Source organism: Pseudolysinimonas sp. (assembly GCF_057350545.1).
The window spans coordinates 1-18,489 of the sequence record NZ_JBMRCP010000010.1; the positions used below are offsets into that span (position 1 = coordinate 1).

General features: G+C 71.3%; 16 protein-coding genes and 1 rRNA gene. 5 read left to right on the forward strand and 12 right to left on the reverse strand.

From position 1 onward, the window contains the following. The 3 genes from ACO1X9_RS01235 to tyrS form a co-directional block, all read right to left on the reverse strand. Positions 1-80: ribosomal RNA gene (locus ACO1X9_RS01235) — 16S ribosomal RNA — on the reverse strand; the annotation flags it as partial. Positions 81-661: 581 nt separating this feature from the next. Next, positions 662-2,323: a hypothetical protein gene (locus ACO1X9_RS01240; RefSeq protein ID WP_486349013.1), complete on the reverse strand. Its 1,662-nt coding sequence runs from the start codon at positions 2,321-2,323 to the stop codon at positions 662-664. Positions 2,324-2,405: 82 nt separating this feature from the next. Next, complete coding sequence (tyrS, locus tag ACO1X9_RS01245; protein ID WP_486349014.1) at positions 2,406-3,695, reverse strand: tyrosine--tRNA ligase; 1,290 nt, start codon at positions 3,693-3,695, stop codon at positions 2,406-2,408. 55 nt (positions 3,696-3,750) lie between these two features. Between tyrS and ACO1X9_RS01250 the strand changes: the two genes are divergently transcribed. The 3 genes from ACO1X9_RS01250 to ACO1X9_RS01260 all read left to right on the forward strand — a co-directional run bounded on the left by ACO1X9_RS01250 (position 3,751) and on the right by ACO1X9_RS01260 (position 6,901). Beyond that, complete coding sequence (locus ACO1X9_RS01250) at positions 3,751-5,622, forward strand: DUF2207 domain-containing protein (protein WP_486349015.1); 1,872 nt, start codon at positions 3,751-3,753, stop codon at positions 5,620-5,622. Positions 5,623-5,699: 77 nt separating this feature from the next. Continuing rightward, positions 5,700-6,305: a DNA-binding protein gene (locus ACO1X9_RS01255; RefSeq protein WP_486349016.1), complete on the forward strand. Its 606-nt coding sequence runs from the start codon at positions 5,700-5,702 to the stop codon at positions 6,303-6,305. Next, complete coding sequence (locus ACO1X9_RS01260; RefSeq protein ID WP_486349017.1) at positions 6,302-6,901, forward strand: hypothetical protein; 600 nt, start codon at positions 6,302-6,304, stop codon at positions 6,899-6,901. Before ACO1X9_RS01255 ends, ACO1X9_RS01260 begins: the two co-directional genes overlap by 4 nt. On the opposite strand, the gene ACO1X9_RS01265 is transcribed toward ACO1X9_RS01260, so the two are convergent. Continuing rightward, on the reverse strand, positions 6,898-7,500 hold the full coding sequence (locus tag ACO1X9_RS01265) for a DNA-3-methyladenine glycosylase (RefSeq protein WP_486349027.1): 603 nt from the start codon (positions 7,498-7,500) through the stop codon (positions 6,898-6,900). The two genes, ACO1X9_RS01260 and ACO1X9_RS01265, sit on opposite strands and share 4 nt — an antisense overlap. Positions 7,501-7,505: 5 nt before the next feature. Further along, on the reverse strand, positions 7,506-8,906 hold the full coding sequence (argH, locus tag ACO1X9_RS01270; protein WP_486349018.1) for an argininosuccinate lyase: 1,401 nt from the start codon (positions 8,904-8,906) through the stop codon (positions 7,506-7,508). Positions 8,907-8,960: 54 nt separating this feature from the next. On the opposite strand from argH, the gene ACO1X9_RS01275 reads away from it, so the two are divergent. Continuing rightward, on the forward strand, positions 8,961-9,617 hold the full coding sequence (locus ACO1X9_RS01275) for a DUF6264 family protein (RefSeq protein WP_486349019.1): 657 nt from the start codon (positions 8,961-8,963) through the stop codon (positions 9,615-9,617). A gap of 20 nt (positions 9,618-9,637) precedes the next feature. Here the strand turns inward: ACO1X9_RS01275 and argF are convergent, their stop codons facing one another. From argF to argC, 5 genes are read right to left on the reverse strand one after another with little or no spacing between them, the layout of a single operon-like run. Beyond that, a complete protein-coding gene (gene argF / locus ACO1X9_RS01280) occupies positions 9,638-10,567 on the reverse strand; it encodes an ornithine carbamoyltransferase (RefSeq protein WP_486349020.1) in 930 nt (309 codons plus the stop codon). Then, a complete protein-coding gene (locus tag ACO1X9_RS01285) occupies positions 10,564-11,709 on the reverse strand; it encodes an acetylornithine transaminase (RefSeq protein ID WP_486349028.1) in 1,146 nt (381 codons plus the stop codon). The genes argF and ACO1X9_RS01285 overlap by 4 nt, the downstream gene beginning before the upstream one ends. A gap of 59 nt (positions 11,710-11,768) precedes the next feature. After that, positions 11,769-12,677, reverse strand: a complete 909-nt coding sequence (argB, locus tag ACO1X9_RS01290) for an acetylglutamate kinase (protein WP_486349021.1) — start codon at positions 12,675-12,677, stop codon at positions 11,769-11,771. After that, complete coding sequence (gene argJ, locus ACO1X9_RS01295; RefSeq protein WP_486349022.1) at positions 12,674-13,825, reverse strand: bifunctional glutamate N-acetyltransferase/amino-acid acetyltransferase ArgJ; 1,152 nt, start codon at positions 13,823-13,825, stop codon at positions 12,674-12,676. The genes argB and argJ overlap by 4 nt, the downstream gene beginning before the upstream one ends. Further along, positions 13,822-14,862 (reverse strand): N-acetyl-gamma-glutamyl-phosphate reductase, encoded by a 1,041-nt coding sequence (gene argC, locus ACO1X9_RS01300; RefSeq protein ID WP_486349023.1) that lies wholly within the window; start codon positions 14,860-14,862, stop codon positions 13,822-13,824. The genes argJ and argC overlap by 4 nt, the downstream gene beginning before the upstream one ends. Before the next feature lie 242 nt (positions 14,863-15,104). On the opposite strand from argC, the gene ACO1X9_RS01305 reads away from it, so the two are divergent. Continuing rightward, positions 15,105-15,665: a DUF937 domain-containing protein gene (locus tag ACO1X9_RS01305; protein WP_486349024.1), complete on the forward strand. Its 561-nt coding sequence runs from the start codon at positions 15,105-15,107 to the stop codon at positions 15,663-15,665. A 111-nt stretch (positions 15,666-15,776) separates the two neighbouring features. Here ACO1X9_RS01305 and pheT read toward each other — a convergent pair whose 3' ends face one another. Continuing rightward, entirely contained in the window at positions 15,777-18,257 is a 2,481-nt protein-coding gene (pheT, locus tag ACO1X9_RS01310) for a phenylalanine--tRNA ligase subunit beta (protein WP_486349025.1), read from the reverse strand. A gap of 1 nt (position 18,258) precedes the next feature. Beyond that, a partial coding sequence (locus ACO1X9_RS01315) for a tRNA ligase subunit PheS family protein (RefSeq protein WP_486349026.1) occupies positions 18,259-18,489 on the reverse strand: 231 nt, incomplete at its 5' end.

Here is an 18,489-nt window from a genome sequence, read left to right on the forward strand (position 1 = left end):
CTCCTGCTTCACCGTTCGACTTGCATGTGTTAAGCACGCCGCCAGCGTTCATCCTGAGCCAGGATCAAACTCTCCGTAAAGGTGTGGTAGCCGGCGACCGAAGTCACCGACAAAACCGTTGCCCAGCCCTTCGGAATAGAAGGGACTGTGCGAGTTGATCTGACTGAAAGGATCGTCTACTGACAATCCGTCAATCCAAAGGAATCTCTACGACTGAGCAAGCTCAGCCGTCGAGGTTGTTTGGCATTTGACATAGTGCACGCTGTTGAGTTCTCAAGGATCGGGCGCGCCAGAACCCCGCACGTTTCGGGTTGGGGTTCAGGGCAACTGCTCTAACCTACCAGCGAGGCGCCGCATGTCAAGTGACACGCCGATCGTTTCTGATCTCGCCCGCTGGGCTCCCCACTCTAGCTCGCCTTGCCGCGGTTGTCAGCACGAGACTGACATCGCGGAACTCGGCGTTCCTTCGTGGGGGTGGTCCCGCTTGAGGCCTGGCCTGCTCGAGCGGAGTGTTCTCGCTTCGGCTTCCAGCACCTTTGGGGTGACGAGTGATTACGTTACGTGGCGATCCGCGTTCTGCCAAATCGCGCTTGCATCCCGGGCGTGTCGCCCGTGTTTCCGGGCTTCTGGGAGAACGACGCGCCACCCGACGCCGGCCCGGTCAGGGCGTGACGCAGTAGGTCTCGTACCAGTTCGTGACGCCCGAGGAGCTCGCGGTCGCACTGATCACGCGCTCGTTCTCGGCCTCGTTGACGAGTCGGGACTGCTGGACGCCCTCGATCACTTGGCCACCCCGGTTTGCCAGCAGGTCGAGCCCCGTCCTCAGCCCGGCAGGCGAGACTGCGGCAAGGTCGGTCCATCGCGTCGTCCACGCCTCCATGAGGGTGAGTGACTCCGTGATCGTCGCACCGGGATCCGGCCAACCGAGCAGCGGCAGTTCGACCGTCTGCGGGTTCTCCGCCGCGGCTGCGCAGAACTCAGCGCTCGCGGCCGCGACCTGGTCGCGGGCCAGTTGTGTCTCGCGGATGTTCCACAGGGTCACCCCTCCGATGCCCGCGGCGATCGTGGAGATCACGGCGAGCACAATCGAGACGCGCCCGAGTCTGGTGAGCCAGCCACGTCGTCGCACGCCGCGAACCCCGTTGACGACGGCGAGCACGAGCCCGAGAGGTCCGCCGATGACGGCGAGGGCGAGACCGACCTTCTCGAAGGTCGTCGCGCGCGAGAGATCTTCGGGTGCCACCACGACGGGCCGGTCCGTGGGCAGCAGCGGCCCCGGAGGGCGACGCAACACCGGGGTCGGGCCTCCACGGAGGGCGGCCGGTTCGACCGTCCCCGGGCCGGCCTGGGCCGAGGAGGGCGTGCTCCTCGCGTACCCCGTGTCGGCGTCGACCTCAGGTTGAGGAACGGAGGGCTCGGCGACCGGGGGCTCCAGATCGACGGGTTCGAGGCCGAGTGCCGCGAACCCGCCGATCGGCGGCGACTCGGAGGGTGTTTGCGGTTCCGACAAGGGATGAGGGGGCGCGGCCGCCTGATGCTCCGCGGCCGGCTGCACATCCGAGTACGGCGAGGACGAGTCGACACCGGTCGAGTACTGCGCGGTCGGCGGGTAGTGCGCGGCCGACGGGTGCGCGAGTGTCGCAGGATCCGACCCCGGGTAGTGCAGGGCGGGCGCGGGCGGCGCAACCGGCGGGGGCTCTGTCGGCGGCGAGGAGTAGACCGGCGGTCCGGGCGCGGGTGCGGGCGGTGCGGCCGGCGCCGGCAGGTCGTACGTCGGTGACACGTACGTCGGCGGCACGTCCGCCGGGGGCAGGTAGGCGGGCGGGACGTAAGGCTGAGGCGCGGCGTAGGACTGGTGACCGTCGCCCGACGGAGCCGCGTACCGACCCCCCTCGGCGGGCCGCGGGTCAGGCGCCGCCGGTTCTCCGAAGGCCCCCGTGGGCGGCGCGACGTGCGGCTCTTCCGGCGCCGCGTAGGCGGGCGGCGTGTACGCCGGCGGGGTGTACGACGGTGGCGTGTACGCGGGCGGCGGGAACGCAGGCTGGGCGCCACCTGGCGACCCGAACGTCGGCGGTTCGGGCGTGAACGCGGGAGGCGGCGGAGCGGCGGGCGGCGGCGAGACGGGGATGCTCGGCTCCAGCCCCGGATAGGCCGGAGCGTCCGACACAGGAGACTCCGAGCCCACGGGTGGCGGGGTCGGAGAAGGGGCTGCTTCGGGCTCGCCGGGCGCGGCGCGGCGTCGACCCGGCTCGCCCGCCTGCGGGGTGATCCCGCCGAACAGCGAAGCCAGGCCGTCGCGCTCGTCGTCGTTCTGGAAACTCACGTCGCCCTCCCCCGCGAGCCTAAGCGACGCGACGCGGTCGGACGCTGTCGGCCTGCTGCGGATCCCGTGGGAACCCGGGGCGTCATCCTTCGATCACCCCGGCGAGCGTCTTCTTGCCGCGACGAAGCACCGCGAGACCGCCGGCGAGGAAGGCGCCGTCGATCGTCGCGTCCGGCGCCTCCACGCGCGTGTTGTTGAGGTAGACACCGCCCTGCTCGATCGCGCGACGCGACTCCCCCAGGCTCGAGGTGAGGCCGGCATCCACGAGCAGCTGTGCGACGGGCGCTCCGGGCGCCGCCGTCGCCCTCGGCAGTTCGGAGATCGCCGACCGCAGTGTGGCCTCGTCGAGCGCGCCGAGGTCGCCGTTGCCGAAGAGCGCCTCAGCGGCGGCGAAAGCCGCCTCCGTCGCCGCCGGGCCGTGCACGAGCGTCGTCACCTCGCGCGCGAGCACTCGCTGCGCCTCGCGCTTGAACGGCTCGGTCGCCACGGCCGCCTCGAGCCGCTCGAGCTCCGCACGCGGCAGGAACGTGAACACCTTCAGGCGCGCGATCACGTCGGCGTCGTCGGTGTTGAGCCAGAACTGGCTGAACGCGTAAGGCGACGTGAGCTCGGGGTCGAGCCAGACGGCGTTGCCCTCGCTCTTGCCGAACTTCGTGCCGTCGGAGTTCGTGATGAGCGGAGTGCCGATCGCGTGCACCGACGTCGCGGCCGCCTTGTGGATGAGGTCGACGCCGCTCGTGAGGTTGCCCCACTGGTCGCTCCCGCCGGTCTGCAGCACGCAGCCGTACTCGCGGTGCAGGTGGAGGTAGTCCATCCCCTGCAGCACCTGGTAGCTGAACTCGGTGTAGGAGATGCCCTCGTCGGACTCCAGGCGTCGGGCGACGATGTCCTTCTTGATCATCGTGCCGACGCGGAAGTACTTGCCGATGTCGCGCAGGAAGTCGATCGCCGAGAGCGGAGCGGTCCAGTCGAGGTTGTTCACCATCCGCGCCGCGTTCTCGCCCTCGAACGACAGGAACCGCTCGACCTGGCCACGCAGGCGGCCGACCCAGTCGGCGACGGTCTCGGGCGTGTTGAGGATGCGCTCCCCCGTCTGCCGCGGATCGCCGATGAGGCCCGTCGAGCCGCCGACGAGTCCCAGGGGCCGGTGGCCGGCGAGCTGGATGCGCCGCATGAGCAGGAGCTGCACGAGGTTGCCGAGGTGCAGGCTCGGCGCGGTCGGATCGAAGCCGCAGTAGAACACGATCGGAGGTCCGGCGAGGAGCTTCTTCAACTCCCCCGCGTCGGTCGAGACGTGCACGAGCCCCCGATAGACCAGCTCATCCCAGACGTCGTCGAAGGACGGGTCATTGGCGAGCACGGTTCCGGACACCGGGACAGATTACCCGCCTCTCGACCACGAGAACGCCGCACCCTAGGGTGACACCGTGCTTCCCCGGACCCTCCTCGCTCGCGCGGCCGCCACCGCCGCCGCCCTCGGCGTCGCGGCGGGCGTGATCCTCGCCGGTTCTGCGGCATCCGCCGCGCCGTCCGGCGTGGACGACTTCGAGTTCGAGTCGATGCACGTCGACTTCACCCTCGAGCGCGACGCCGACGGAACCTCGCGGCTGCGTGCCATCGAGACGATCGTCGCCCTGTTCCCCGACTTCGACCAGAACCGCGGGATCGTGCGCGACATCCCCTCCCTCGAGTGGTTCGGGGATGCCGAGACCGGGTTCGGGCGGATCGACCATCACGTCGACGTCGTCGGCGTCACGGATGGGAACGGCGATCCCGTGCCGTACGAGCGGTGGACCAGCACCGATTACGACGGCACCGAGTTCGTGTCGCTGGCGCTCGGCACCGACGAGTTCGTCTACGGCCGCACGATCTACGTCATCGAGTGGATCGCGCGTGACGTCGTGCTGCCCTTCGCCGACACCGGCGCCGACGAGCTGGTGTGGGATGTCAACGGCACCGGGTGGGCGCAGCCCTTCGGGTCGGTGACGGCCGACATCCATCTCGGCGACGATCTCGCCGCCTCGCTCACCGGCGGCACGGACTGCGCCTCGGGAGCCGCGGGCGACGACTCGCCGTGCCTCCTCACCCGCACCGAGGACGGGTTCCGGCTCGAGGCCGGTGCGCTGTCGGCGTACCAGAACGCGACGTTCGCGATCGGCTTCGAGCTCGGCACGTTCCGCGCTCCGGTGCCGCTCGAGCAGTCGTGGCCGTTCACGCGGCTGCCGTGGTTCCTCCTCGGCATCCTCGCGATCGCCACGGTGCTCATCGTCGTGTTCCGCCGCCTGCTGTGGAACCATCACCCGGGTCGGGGCATCATCATCCCCGAGTACGAGGGCCCGGACGAGCTCGGCGTCATGGCGGCGGCATCGCTCGTCGGGAACCGGAAGGCGGCGCTGCCGGCGCAACTCGTGGGCCTCGCGACAGAGGGCGTCGTGCGGCTCATCGAGGATCCGGAGGCCCCGGAGGACCGACGGTTCCAGCTCGAACTCGTCGAGCTCTCGAAGGCGCAGGGCCCCGACGACACCGCGGTGAAGAAGATCTTCGACAAGAAGCCCAAGGACGGCACGAAGCTGCTGCTCAACCGCAAGGACCGCAAGCTCGGCGACCGCATCGCGTCGCTCCAGTCGATCGCCGTCGGGCTGCTCGGCAACCGCGGCTACCTCAGGCAGGGCCCGAAGAGTCCGCTGCGACGGCTCATCTTCTGGCCGGGGTTCGCCGTTCTGCTCGCGAGCGTCGGCCTCATCGTCTATTGCGCGATCCGCAACGTCGGCAGCACGCTGCTGACCTGGCAGCTCATCGTCGCGATCGTCGGCTCGATCCTGGTCATGGGTTTCAGCGGCCGCCCGATCCGGCGCACCGAGAAGGGTGCCGCCGCGTACGACCAGCTGCTCGGGCTGCGCGACTACCTGCGGCTCGCCGAGGCCGACCGACTGCGGGTGCTGCAGAGTCCGGAGGGTACGGTGCGTGAGCGAATCGATCCGGACGATCCGGCGGCCGTCGTGCGGCTCTACGAGCGGCTCCTGCCCTGGGCGATCGTCTGGGGCGTCGAGGACGAGTGGGCGAAGGTGCTCGCCGACCGCTACGACGAGACCGTCCCGCCGTCGGACTACTTGAAGTTCAGCTCCGGACTCTCCGGCATCGCGACCCTCGGCACGTCGTACGCGGCGAGTTCGTTCTCGACGACGCCGACGGCCTCCTCCTCGTCGTCCGGTTCGGGAGGTGGGAGCTTCTCGGGGGGCTCCTCGGGCGGGAGTTTCTCCGGGGGTGGCGGCGGAGGCGGCGGAGGCGGCGGACGCTGATCCGCGTCGACGCCTGGATCTCGTCATTTCAAGCTTCCATCCTTGATTTATCAGATTAAAGCTTTTATCCTTGCGGGATGCTCGTCCTCACCGTCGACCAGATCGATAGCCGCCACGACGTCGACCGCGTCGAGACCGCCCTCCGCGACCTCATCGCCGCGCATGCGCAGGACTTCGCGGCCGCCCCCGAGCGCACCGCGGGTGACGAGTTCCAACTCGCCACCCGGGATGCCGCAGCCGCCCTCGAGATCACCTTCCGACTCGTGCGCGCCGGCGACTGGAGCGTCGGTCTGGGCGTCGGCGACCTCGACACCCCGCTCGGCCCGAGCGTCCGCGCGCTGAGCGGCAGCGCCTTCGTGCGGGCGCGAGAGGCCGTGACGGCCGCCAAGAAGCGCTCGGCGCGCTTCGCCCTCGTCGCCGATGTCGACGGCACCGCGCAGCTCGACCCGCTCGTGCGGCTCGTGCTCTTCCTGCGCGAGCGCCGCACCGACGAGGGCTGGGAGCTCGCCGATCTGCTCGAGGCCGAGCCCGAGCTCACCCTGACCGACGCCGGCGCCCGACTCGGGATCAGCGCACAGGCGGCGAGTCAGCGCGCTCAGACGGCCGGCATCCGCCTGGATCGCGAGGCGCGCGAGGCGATCACCACGCTCCTCGCCGACCTGGATGCGAGGATCGGGGGATGATCCCGATCCAGGCCCTCACCGGAACCGTCAGCTGGGCGGGTGCCCTCGTCGTCGTCCTCGCCGCCGTCGGCATCTCGGTGATCGCGATCCGCTTCCGGCAACCCGTGCTCGCGCTGTTCGGCCTGCTGCCGGTCGGCCTCGGCATCCTCGCCCTCGTGCTCGGTGTCGAGCTTCCCGAGCCCCCCGTGATCCCCGCGCTCGTCGCCCTCGGCCTCGCCGCCCTCGGCGTCATCGGCGGGAACCCGCTCGCCGTGTGGGTGCTGCAGCGCGCCTCCAAGGGCGACGTCGCGGGCGGCGACCACGGAGGCATCCTCGTGCCCGAGGCCACCGCCACGGGCGCCCGGAGCGCGACGAAGAAGCGCGAGGTGCTGCGCGGCGGCACCTGGATCGGCTACCTCGAGCGCGTCGCGATCGTCGGCGCGATCGCGGTCGGACGATTCGAGATCGTCGCGGCCGTCATCGCCATCAAGGGCCTCGGTCGATTCTCCGAGCTCGACACCCCCGAGACGCGCGAGCGATTCATCATCGGCACCCTCGTGAGCATGATCTGGGCGGGCGTGTGCGGCGCCCTCATCGTGCTCTCCGGAATGATCTAGACACGCCTCCGCGGCACCGCCGCCTTGTACGGAGACACGGTCGGGTCGCCCGGCAGCCAGAACCGCCACGGATAGTCGGCGGAACCGCCGGGGCCGGAGACGCCCGTGCGCGGACCGGTCGCGAACGGCGGCGCGGAATGGCGCGGCAACTCGAGCCGGAACTCCTCGCCGCCCGCTCCCGAACCCAGCCGCGCACCGTCGTCGGTGAGCGCGATGCCGAGGGCGACCGTGAGTCGCGCGGGGCCCCGGGCGAGGTCGGCATCCGTCTTCGACGTCACGCGCCGCGCTCGTGCGGCGTCGAGACCCGACACGATCTCCCCCGCACGCAACAGCACCCCCGTCGGCTCCCCCTCGACGCCGCACACGATGTTCGCGCACGTGTGCATCCCGTAGGTGAAGTAGACGTAGAGGTGCCCGGCGGGGCCGAACATCGTCGCGTTGCGCCGGGTCCGCCCACGGAACGCGTGCGAGCCCGGGTCGTGCTCGCCCAGGTACGCCTCGACCTCGGTGAGACGCACGCTCGCCCCACGACCGTGCAGCACCGCCCCGAGCAGGAGCGGCGCGACCTCGACCGAGGGACGGCTGAGGGCCTCGAGCAGCGAGCTCAGGACGCCGCCCCCGGCGTCAGCGCGCGCACGGCGGCGGTGAGCGCCGCGAGCTGCTCGGCGACGCGCTCGGGCGCCGTGCCGCCGACGCCGGAGCGCGAGGCGATCGACCCGTCGACCGTGAGCACGGCGCGCACCTCGGACGTGAGTCGCGGATCGATCGCGGCGTAGTCGTCGTCGGAGGGCTCATGCAGTTCGAGGCCGCGCTCCTCGCACAGCCGCACGAGCGCGCCGGCGATCTCGTGCGCCTCGCGGAACGGCACGCCCTGCCGCACGAGGTGGTCGGCGACGTCGGTCGCGAGCGAGAAGCCCTGCGGGGCGAGCTCGCGCATCCGGTCGGTGTCGAAGGTCAAGGTCTCGACCATGCCGGCGAATGCGGGCAGCACGACCTCGAGCGTCGCCACCGAGTCGAAGACCGGCTCCTTGTCCTCCTGCAGGTCGCGGTTGTAGGCGAGCGGGAGGCCCTTGAGCGTCGTCAGCAGGCCCGTGAGATTGCCGACGAGCCGCCCCGCCTTGCCGCGCGCGAGCTCCGCGATGTCGGGATTCTTCTTCTGCGGCATGATGCTCGAGCCTGTCGAGTAGGCGTCGTCGAGTCGCGCGAACCCGAACTCGCGCGTCGTCCAGAGGATGACGTCCTCGGCGAAGCGGGAGAGGTCGACGCCGATCTGCGCGGCGATGTAGGCGAACTCGGCCACGACATCCCGGGCGCTCGTCGCGTCGATCGAGTTGGGCAGCGGATCACCGAGCCCCAGCTCGCGCGCGACGAGGGCGGGGTCGAGCCCGAGGGCTCCCCCGGCCAGCGCACCGGCGCCGTAGGGCGACCCCTGCGCGCGCACCCGCCAGTCACGCAGGCGCTCGAGATCGCGTACGAGCGGCCAGGCGTGGGCGAGCAGGTGGTGGGCGAGCAGGATCGGCTGCGCGTGCTGCAGGTGGGTGCGGCCCGGCATGACGGCATCCGGATGCGCGGACGCCGCCCCCGCGATCGCGTCGATGAGCCGCACGACGTCGCGGGCGATCACGGCGGCGTGGTCGAGCAGGAACAGCCGGATGAGCGTGGCGATCTGGTCGTTGCGGCTGCGGCCGGCGCGCAGCTTGCCGCCGAGCTCCGGCCCGACGACACCCACGAGCGCGGCCTCGAGCGCGCCATGGACGTCCTCGTCGTCGGGAGTGGCGATGAGCTCACCGGAGTCGAGGCGTCGCGCGAGCTCCTCGAGCCCGTCGTGCATCGCCTGCTCCTCGGCGGCGGTCAGGTGGCCGGCCGCGGCGAGCGCCTTCGCGTGCGCGTGGGACCCCGCGAGGTCGTAGTGCGCGAGCGCCCAGTCGAACTGCGTCGAGCGGCTCAGCGCGGCGAGTTCGGGGGCGGGCCCGCCCGCGAAGCGTGCTCCCCAGAGCTTGGCCATGGTGTTCCTTCGTTGTTCTCGGTTACTCAGCGTAGGGGTGGATAGGGTTGCCACATGTCCGAGCCGAACTCAACGTCCGACCAGATCCCGCCGGTTCCCCCGGCCCCGTCGTTCACGTACGGCAGCCCCGAGCAGCCTGCGGCTCCCGCCGCGCCCCCCGCTCCCGCGGCGCCTGAGGCTGCTCCCGCCGCGCCGGAGGCGCCTCCCGCCTACGGCGAGCGCGTCCCCGGCTACGTGCCGCCCGTCCCGCCGCCGGCCCCCGGGTACGCCGCGCCCCAGGCCCCGGGCTACCCTCAGCCGGTCTACGGGCAACCGGGATACGGTGCGGTCGGCTACGGCATGCCCCCGGCCCCGCGTCGCCGCACGTGGGACGTGGTGCTCACGATCATCCTGTTCGTGATGGGCCTCTTCGGCATGATCGCCGGCCTGTTCTACGCGTGGATCTTCGCGAACCCGGCGCTCTTCGCCGAGGCGATGGCGCAGCAGGGCATGGCGCTCGGCGTCGACACGCGCGGCGCCGCGGCGATCATCGGCATCAGTCATCCCGTGCTCTACCTCCTCGGCCTCGGCATCGGCATCCTGCTTCTCGTCAAGAACAAGATCGCGTTCTGGGTGCCGCTCACCGCCGGGGTGATCGCGACGATCGTCTTCTGGGGCACGTTCGTGGCCATCGTGATGAGCGACCCCGGCTTCCTCAACTCCGTCTACTGACGCCTCGGGGGTCGCCGGGGTCACCCGGCGCTCCTCCCGAGCAGCCACACCAGCAGCGCCTTCTGGGCGTGCAGCCGGTTCTCGGCCTCGTCCCAGATGACGCTCTGCGGTCCGTCGATGACGGAGGCGGCGACCTCGTAGCCGCGGTCGGCGGGCAGGCAGTGCAGGAAGATCGCGTCGGGCTTCGCCAGCGTCATGAGCTCTGGCGTCACCTGGTAGGCGCCGAAGGTCGCGACGCGATGCGCCTTCTCCTCCTCCTTGCCCACCGACACCCAGGTGTCGGTCACCACGACGTCGGCGCCCGCCACCGCCTCGTTCGGATCGGTGAAGATCGTCACCGAGCCTCCCGTCTCGGACGCACGCCGGTCGCCGTCGGCGAGCACGGCATCCGACGGGCTGAACTCCGCAGGTGCGGCCACGCGCACATGCATGCCCGCGGTCGCGCAGGCGAGCACGTAGCTCTGACCCATGTTGCTCGCGCCGTCGCCGAGGAACGTCACCGTGAGGCTCGCGAGTTGCCCCTTGTGCTCCCGGATGGTGAGCAGGTCGGCGAGGAGCTGGCACGGGTGGAAGTCGTCGGAGAGCGCGTTGACGACCGGGACGGTCGTGCTCTGCGCCATCCGCTCGAGCCCCGACTGCGCGTAGGTGCGCCAGACGATCGCCGCGACCTGCCGCTCGAGCACGCGCGCCGTGTCCTCCGGTGTCTCCTTGCCGCCGAGCTGGCTGCTCGCCGTCTGGATGATGAGCGGCGAGCCGCCGAGATCGGCGATGCCGACGGCGAACGAGACACGGGTGCGGGTCGACGACTTGTCGAAGATCACGGCGACGGTCTGCGGACCCTCGAGCGGCTTCTCGAGCCACCTGTCGGCCTTGAGCCGTTCGGCGAGGTCGAGCACGTCGGTCTGTTCAGCCTGCGTGAGGTCGTCGTCGCGGAGGAAGTGGCGGGTCATGCGGGCAGCCTTTCGAGGGCGGTCGAGAACAGGTCGAGGAAGTGGTCGACGTCGCGGTCGTCGATGGTCAGGGGCGGGGCGAGGCGCAGGCGGTCGTCGGCCGCGGCGTTGACGATGAGACCGCCGTCGAACGCCGCCGTCGCGACCGCCTTCGCCCAGGGTCCGGCGAGACCGATGCCGACGAGCAGACCGCGGCCGGAGACGTCGGTGATCGCCGGATGGTTCAGGGCGAGGATGCCGGCGCGCAGCCGCTCCCCCAGCGCCCGGGCGTTCTCTACGAGGCCCGCCCGCTCGATCTCGCCGAGCACGGCGTTCGACGTCGCCGTCGCGAGCGGATTGCCGCCGAACGTCGTGCCGTGATCCCCGGGTCGCAGCAGGTGCCTCGCCTCGCCGAACGCGACGAGCGCGCCGATCGGGAACCCGCCGCCGATGCCCTTCGCGAGCGCGACGAGGTCGGGCGTCGTCCCCGCGGGGAGTTCACCGGGATGCTGGAACGCGAACCAGTCGCCCGTGCGGCCGGCACCCGTCTGGATCTCGTCGAGGACGAGCAGCGCGCCGTGCTGGGCGGTGAGCTCGCGCGCGCGGGCGAGATAGCCCGCGGGAAGGTCGAGCACGCCCGCCTCGCCCTTGATCGGCTCGAGCACGAGCGCGGCGACGTCGGGACCCATCGCCGCCTCGAGCGCCTCGATCGTCGTCGGCAGGAACTCGGGTCCGGAGAGCAACGGTTCGAACGGCTCGCGCAGCGCGGGTTTGCCGGTGATCGACAGCGCGCCCAGCGTGCGGCCGTGGAACGACTTCTCGAGCGACAGGATGCGCGGCCGTCCGGTGCGGCGGGCGACCTTGACGGCGGCCTCCATCACCTCGGTGCCCGAGTTGCCGAAGAACACCGCGTCGCCGCCCGTGAGGCGCTTCAGGCGCTCGGCGAGCTCGAGCTGCGGCTCGGACGCGAAGTAGTTGGAGACGTGCGCGAGCGTCGCGGCCTGGCGGCTCACGGCCTCCACGAAGACGGGATGCGCGTGGCCGAGCGCGTTGACGGCGATCCCGGCGAGGAAGTCGAGGTACTCCGTCCCGTCGGCATCCCACACCCGCGCGCCCTCGCCGCGGGTCAGCACCGCGAGCGGGGTCGGGGCGTAGGAGAACATCGCATCGCGGAAGCGGGCCTCGACACGCGCCGTCGGCGCTACTCGGCCACCGAAGTCGCTCATGCCACGACCTCCGTGCCGATGCCGGCGTCCGTGAAGATCTCGAGCAGCACCGAGTGCGGGCGACGGCCGTCGATGATCGCGGCCTTCGGCACGCCGCCCGCGACGGCTTCGAGGCACGCCGTCATCTTCGGGATCATCCCGCTCTCCAGCTTCGGCAGGAGTGCCGTCAGCTCGGGCACGGTGATGTGCGACACGAGCGAGTCGCGGTTCGGCCAGTCGGCGTAGAGCCCCGCGACGTCGGTGAGCACGACGAGCTTCTCGGCGCCGAGCGCGACCGCGAGGGAGGCCGCGGCCGAGTCGGCGTTGACGTTGAGCGACTGCCCCGGCACGTCGAGGTCGGGCGCGATCGACGACACCACGGGGATGCGTCCGGCCGCGAGTTCGGCGAGCACCGCGGCGGGGTCGACCTGTACGACGTCGCCGACCAGGCCGATGTCGACGGTCTCGCCGTCGACGACCGCACCCCGGCGACGTCCGCCGAACAGCCCGGCGTCCTCCCCCGAGATCGCCGACGCGAGCGGACCGTGCTCGTTGACGAGCGTCACGAGCTCGCGGCTCACCTGACCGGTGAGCACCATCCGCACGACCTCCATCGCCTCGGGTGTCGTCACGCGGTAGCCGCCGCGGAACTCGCTCGGGATGCCGAGCCGGTCGAGCATCGCGGTGATCTGCGGGCCGCCGCCGTGCACGACGACCGGCTTCAGGCCGACGTAGCGGAGATAGACCATGTCCTCGGCGAAGGCGCGCTGCAGCTCGGAGCTGACCATCGCGTTGCCGCCGAACTTGACGACGACGATCTTGCCCGAGAAGCGCTTGAGCCAGCCGAGCGACTCGATGAGGGTGCCGGCCTTGATCTCCGCGCCGAGCGCCCGCTCGTCCGCGTCCAGCTGCTGCTCCGGCGTCATGAGCTGTACGCCGAGTTCTCGTGCACGTAGTCGTGCGTGAGGTCGTTCGTGTAGATCGTGGCGCGCTCCGAGCCGGCCTTGAGATCGATGAGCAGGTGCATCGACCTCGGCGTCAGGTCGACCTCCTCGCGCGGACGGTCGGGTCCGCCGTTCGAGCACACCCGCACGCCGTTCATCGAGACGTCGACCGCGTACGGATCGAACTCGGCTGACGTCGTGCCGATCGCGGCGAGCACGCGACCCCAGTTGGGGTCGTTGCCGAACACCGCGGCCTTGAAGAGGTTGTTGCGGGCCACCGAACGCCCCACCTCGACGGCGTCGTCCTCCGTCACGGCATTCACGACCTCGATCGTGATGTCGTGACTCGCGCCCTCGGCGTCGGACTGCAGCTGGACGGCGAGGTTCGTGCAGATGTCGATGAGCGTCCACTGGAACCGCTCGAGATCGGGCCGGATGCCCGACGCGCCGCTCGCGAGGAGGGTGACCTGGTCGTTCGTCGACATGCAGCCGTCGGAGTCGAGCCGATCGAAGCTCACCCGGGTCGCCGCGCGCAGCATCCGATCGAGCTCGTCGGAGTCGAGCACCGCGTCGGTCGTGAGCACGACGAGCATCGTCGCGAGACCGGGCGCGAGCATCCCCGCCCCCTTCGCCATGCCGCCGATCGTCCAACCGTCCTCGCCCTGGGTCGAGATCTTGGAGTGCGAGTCGGTCGTGATGATCGCGTCGGCGGCGGCGAGCCCGCCGTCGGCCGAGAGCGCGGCGGCAGCCGTCGCGATACCGGGAAGGAGTTTCGTGCGGTCGAGCTGCTGGCCGATGAGCCCCGTCGAGCAGACGAGCACGTCGCCCGGGCTCACCCCGAGGGCATTCCCGACCGCCTCGGCCGTGAGGTGCGTCGTCTGGAAGCCCTCGGCGCCGGTGAAGCAGTTCGCACCGCCCGAGTTGAGCACGATCGCGCTCACGGTGCCGTCGGCGATGACCTGCTGCGACCAGAGGATCGGGTTCGCCTTCGCGCGGTTGCTCGTGAAGACGGCCGCGGCGTTCTGCAACGGGCCGCGATTCACGACGAGGGCGAGGTCGGGGTTGCCGGACGACTTGAGTCCGATCGGGATGCCGGCGGCCTCGAAGCCGGCGGGGGCGGTGACGGTCACGGGGCGACTCCGTTCACGGGGAGGCCGAGCGCTTCGGGCAGCCCGAGCGCGAGGTTGGCGGACTGGATCGCGGCACCGGCGGTGCCCTTGACGAGGTTGTCGAGCGCGCTCACCACGACCACGCGCCCCGCGCGCTCGTCGATCGTCAGGCCCATCACGCACGTGTTCGCGCCCGTCGTGTCGGCGACCCGCGGGAACGCGCCCGGCGGCAGCACGCGCACGAAGGTCTCGTCGGCGTAGGCCGTCTCCCACGCCGCCCGTACCGCCGCCGCGCTGCCGGTGAGCTTGGCGGTGGAGGTCGCGAGGATGCCGCGCGCCATCGGCACGAGCACAGGCGTGAACGAGATGGTCGGGTTCACGGCGCCCGCCGCGGTGAGGTTCTGCACGATCTCCGGATTGTGCCGGTGACCGCCGCCGACACCGTACGCCGATGCGCTGCCGAGCATCTCGGCGGCGAGCAGGTCGGTGCGCAGACTCTTGCCCGCGCCGGACGGCCCGACCGCGAGCACGCTCACGAGGTCGTCGGGCGCGATGACCCCCGCCGCGATACCCGGGGCGAGGGCGAGGGTGATCGCGGTGACGTTGCAACCGGGAACGGCGATCCGGCGCGCGCCCACGAGGTTCTCGCGCTGGCGCCCGCCGTCCCCGATCAGCAGCTCCGGCATCCCGTACGTCCAGGCGCCGAAGTACTCGCCGCCGTACCAGGTCGCCCAGGCGTCGGGATCGGTGAGCCGGTGGTCGGCACCGCAGTCGACGACGAGCACGTCGTCGGGCAGCTCGGCCGTGATCGCGCCCGAGGCGCCGTGCGGCAGCGCGAGGAACACGACGTCGTGACCGGCGAGCACCGCCGGGGTGGTCTCCTGCAGCACGAGGTGCCCGAGCGAGATGAGGTGAGGATGCACGGAGGCGAGCGGCTGCCCGGCGTTCGAGTGCGCCGTGACGGTCGCGATCTCGAACTCGGGGTGGGCGGAGAGCAGCCGCAGCAGCTCGCCGCCCGCGTAGCCGCTGGCTCCGGCGATGGCGACGGAGAGAGACATGGAGGGGGCCTTCAGTTCGACGGGACGTGGACTCGAAGCCGGCGACGTCGCGCGAACCTGAGGGCTCAGCGGTGCGACGTCGCCTGAAGTCGGCGCGCGCGGCGGAGCGGACGGAGCGAGAGGCTCCGCATGTCGTTCCGCGTCAGGTCCACGATCCGACCCTACTGGGTGCGGCATCCGCGCGGCTAATCTGAGTGTTGATCGGGGGCTCGTCGTGGGCGCCCTGGAAGAAGAGAGAACTCATGGCTGACCTCAACGACCTGATGAAGCAGATTCCCGTCGGCGATATCGCCGAGCAGCTCGGCATCGACGAGGCGACGGCCGAGGCCGCCGTGCAACAGGTCGTTCCCGGCCTCGTCGCCGGCCTCGCGGCCAACGCGAAGGACGACAAGGGCGCCGCGTCGCTCACCAAGGCCGTCAGCCACGACCGCGGAGGGCTCAAGAAGAGCGTCAAGGACGTCGACGTCGAGGACGGCAAGAAGATCGTCAAGAACGTCTACGGAGACAAGCAGGATGCGGTCGCGAGCAAGCTCGCCGCGTCGGCCTCGAAGGCGTCGTCGGCCGGCGACGTGACGCAGGACATCATCAAGCAGATCCTCCCGATCGTCGCGCCGATCGTGCTCGCCTGGATCGCGAACCAGTTCCTCGGCAAGAAGGAGGAGGCCCAGGAGGAGAGCTCCTCGGGCGGTGGCATCGGCGACCTGCTCGGCGGTCTGCTCGGCGGCGGCTCCTCGTCGTCCGGTGGTGGCGGCGACATGCTCGGCGACCTGCTCGGCGGACTCCTCGGCGGCGGCAAGAAGTAACCCCCCCCCCCCCTCGACCTCACCTCGCGCTTGGCTCCAGCTGGGCGCGGTCAGGCCCCCCTCCAGCTGGGTCCCGCTGCGCACGGCTGGAGCCAGGCGCTTTTCGAGAGGTCAGTCGCGCAGCGTCGCGCCGAGGCGTGAGGCGGCCAGAGCGAGGCCGGCGAGCTTGGCCTCGGTCGCCTCCGCGGCGGTCAGGGTGCGGTCGGGCGCGCGGAAACGGAGCGCGAACGTGAGGGATTTCGAGCCCTCGGGCACCCCTGCACCGCGGTAGTCGTCGACGAGTCGCGCATCCTCCAGCAGCTCACCGGCGCCCTCGACCACCGCATCACGAACCGCGGCGGCGGGGATGTCGGCGGTGACGACGAGTGAGAGATCCTGCGTCGCCGCGGGCAGCGTGCCGATCGGACGGGCGGCGATCTCGGTCGCGCCGAGTGCGAGCAGCGCGTCGAGGTCGAGCTCGGCGACCGCGACGACGCCCGGGAGGTCGTGCTCACGCGCGAACGACGGACGCAACTCCCCCGCGACGCCGACGACCGTGTCGCCCACGACGAGCGACGCCGTACGGCCCGGGTGCAGCACGGGGTGCGACCCGACGACCGGGCGGATGTCGGCCGCGAGCGCCAGGCCGACCGAAGCCACGGCGTCGAGCGCGTCCGCGATCCCCGACGGGATGGCGGCGAACCCCGGCTGCTTCGGCGCAGCGTCGCCGAGCACGAGCACCGCGACGCGCTGCGGCTGGGGCGGCAGCCCCGCGGTGAGGCCCGCGAGCACGTCGGGCGCGAGCTCGACGCCTCCGGGCGGGATGTCGGCGGTGCCGTAGGACGCTTCGGGCTCGGGGCGGTAGACCGTTCCGATCTCGAAGAGCGCGAGGTCGGTGAGCCCGCGCGCGAGATTGCGACGCGCGGTGTCGACGAGCCCGGGCAGGAGCGAGCGCCGCAGGAACGGCTCGCGCGGGTCGAGCGCATTCGCGAGTTCGAGCGCGGGTGCGCCCGGCTCGAACGCCTCGATCGTCGCGGCCGACTGGAACGGGTAGGCGAGCACCTCGGTGAGCCCCGAGGCCGCCAGCGTGTGGGCGAGACGGCGGCGGGCGGCCTGCTCCCGCGACCAACCGCGTCCGGGAGGTGCCGTCGGGAGCTCGGACGGCACGCGGTCGTAGCCGGTGATGCGCGCGACCTCCTCGACAAGCGAGGGAGCATCCACGAGGTCGGGACGCCACGTCGGCGGCGTGACGTTCCAGCCGTCCTTGCCCTGCTCGAGCGTCGCGCCGATGAGCTCGAGCGCGTCGCGCACCTCGTCGGCGGTGTAGGCGACCCCGATGAGCTTCTCGGCGGCGTGCACGTGCAGAGCGATCGGCTCGCGGGCATCCGGAGCGGTCAGCACCGTGCCGAGCGGGTCGATCGTGCCGCCCGCGAGCTGCACGAGCAGGTCGGCGACGCGCTGCGCCGCGATCGGGCCGAGCGTCGGGTCGACGCCGCGTTCGAACCGCTTGGAGGCTTCGCTCCAGAGCTTGTGGCGACGGGCCGTACGGGCGATCGTCACGGGGTCGAAGTGCGCCGCCTCGATCAGGATGTCGGCCGTCGCGTCCGAGACCTCGGTCGAGGCGCCGCCCATGACGCCGGCGAGGCCGATCGGCCCGGAGTCATCCGTGATCAGCAGGTCGTCGACGTCGAGCTTGCGCACCTGGTCGTCGAGGGTGGTCAGGGTCTCCCCCGCTGTCGCCCGGCGCACGACGATGCCGCCCGCGACCTTGCCGAGGTCGTACGTGTGCGTCGGCTGGCCGAGCTCGAGCATCACGTAGTTGCTGATGTCGACCGGCAGCGAGATCGAGCGGATGCCGGCGAGCTTGAGGCGCGCGACCATCCCCGAGGGTGTCGGCCGGGTCGCGTCGACGCCGCGCACGACGCGGGCGGCGAAGGCGTCGCAGCCGACGCGGCCCCGGATCGGGGCGTCGTCGTCGACACGCACGTCGTAGCCGGACGCTGAGCCGATCGTCACGTCGAGCGCCGGGTCGCTGAAGCGCGCGCCCGTCGAGTGCGAGTACTCGCGCGCGACGCCGCGCACCGAGAGCGCGTAGCCGCGGTCGGGCGTGACGTTGATCTCCACGGCGGCGTCGTCGAGGCCGAGGAGCGCGATCGCATCCTCCCCCGGCTCGGCCGTGAGGCCGCGCTCGTGCAGGCGCAGGATGCCGCCGTGCTCGTCGCCGAGACCGAGCTCGCGCTCGGAGGCGATCATGCCGTCGGACACGTGGCCGTAGGTCTTGCGCGCCGAGATCGGGAACGGCCCGGGCAGCACGGCGCCGGGCAGCGACACGGGGACGAGGTCGCCGACCTCGAAGTTGTGGGCGCCGCAGACGATGCCGCGCGGCTCGGGCTCACCGACATCCACCTGCACCCAGCGGATCGTCTTGCCGTTGCTCTGCGGCTCGTCGACGAAGGAGAGGATGCGGCCGACGACGACGGGGCCCTGCACGCCGAAGCCGTGCACGTCCTCCTCCTCGAAGCCCACCTTCACGAGTGCCGCGTGGAGGTGCTCGAGGGTCACATCCTCGGGGAGGTCGACCCAGTCGCCGAGCCAGCTGATCGGAACCCGCACGTCAGACCACCATTCCGAACTGCTGCGAGAAGCGCACGTCGCCCTCGACCATGTCGCGCATGTCGTTCATGTCGTTGCGGAACTGCAGGGTGCGCTCGATGCCCATGCCGAACGCGAAGCCCTGGTACTCGGCCGGGTCGACCCCGGCGCTGCGCAGCACGTTGGGATTCACCATCCCGCAGCCGCCCCACTCGACCCAGCGCGCGCCGCCCTTCGCGTTCGGCTGCCAGAC

Bases quoted from the DNA above. Each gene is read 5' to 3' on its own strand.
- ACO1X9_RS01275 (WP_486349019.1), top strand. From the start codon at position 8,961: ATGTCCGAGCCGAACTCAACGTCCGACCAGATCCCGCCGGTTCCCCCG.
- ACO1X9_RS01260 (WP_486349017.1), top strand. From the start codon at position 6,302: ATGATCCCGATCCAGGCCCTCACCGGAACCGTCAGCTGGGCGGGTGCC.
- argH (WP_486349018.1), bottom strand. From the start codon at position 8,906: ATGGCCAAGCTCTGGGGAGCACGCTTCGCGGGCGGGCCCGCCCCCGAA.
- argC (WP_486349023.1), bottom strand. From the start codon at position 14,862: ATGTCTCTCTCCGTCGCCATCGCCGGAGCCAGCGGCTACGCGGGCGGC.
- ACO1X9_RS01305 (WP_486349024.1), top strand. From the start codon at position 15,105: ATGGCTGACCTCAACGACCTGATGAAGCAGATTCCCGTCGGCGATATC.
- argB (WP_486349021.1), bottom strand. From the start codon at position 12,677: ATGACGCCGGAGCAGCAGCTGGACGCGGACGAGCGGGCGCTCGGCGCG.
- ACO1X9_RS01285 (WP_486349028.1), bottom strand. From the start codon at position 11,709: ATGTTCTCCTACGCCCCGACCCCGCTCGCGGTGCTGACCCGCGGCGAG.
- ACO1X9_RS01255 (WP_486349016.1), top strand. From the start codon at position 5,700: ATGCTCGTCCTCACCGTCGACCAGATCGATAGCCGCCACGACGTCGAC.
- argF (WP_486349020.1), bottom strand. From the start codon at position 10,567: ATGACCCGCCACTTCCTCCGCGACGACGACCTCACGCAGGCTGAACAG.